The sequence below is a fragment of the Dellaglioa sp. CoH-55-MRSF-9 genome, from assembly GCF_056782155.1.
In genome coordinates, this window is the sequence record NZ_JBXAYG010000048.1 from 1 (window position 1) to 299 (window position 299).

Genomic DNA, 299 nt, shown 5'->3' on the forward strand with positions numbered 1-299 from the left:
GCAGCAGCGGGAGCGACTGGTGAGCAATATCTATCGAGATGAGCTGGACAGCATCCAGCAGGCACAGGAACGGCTGCGCACACGCCTGCGACTTCTACAGGAAAGCTGCCCACACACGAATGCCGAGAAGAAGTACGACGGCAGCACCGGTAACTGGTGCAAGGCTGATGATTGCTACTGGATCGACTTTCACTGTCCCGATTGCGATAAACGCTGGAGAATTGATCAATGAAGACGCTGGTAGACCTGCTGATGGAACAAGAACGGCTGCTGGATGGGCCTGATGCTCGCGACCTGCT

1 protein-coding gene is annotated in these 299 nt (G+C 55.9%); it reads left to right on the top strand.

Annotated elements, in window-relative coordinates; translation table 11 throughout:
* Positions 1-119 precede the first annotated feature (119 nt).
* Complete coding sequence (locus AC1RPV_RS07740) at positions 120-284, top strand: hypothetical protein (protein ID WP_281106390.1); 165 nt, start codon at positions 120-122, stop codon at positions 282-284.
* Positions 285-299 lie beyond the last annotated feature (15 nt).

Bases quoted from the DNA above. Each gene is read 5' to 3' on its own strand.
- AC1RPV_RS07740 (WP_281106390.1), top strand. From the start codon at position 120: ATGCCGAGAAGAAGTACGACGGCAGCACCGGTAACTGGTGCAAGGCTG.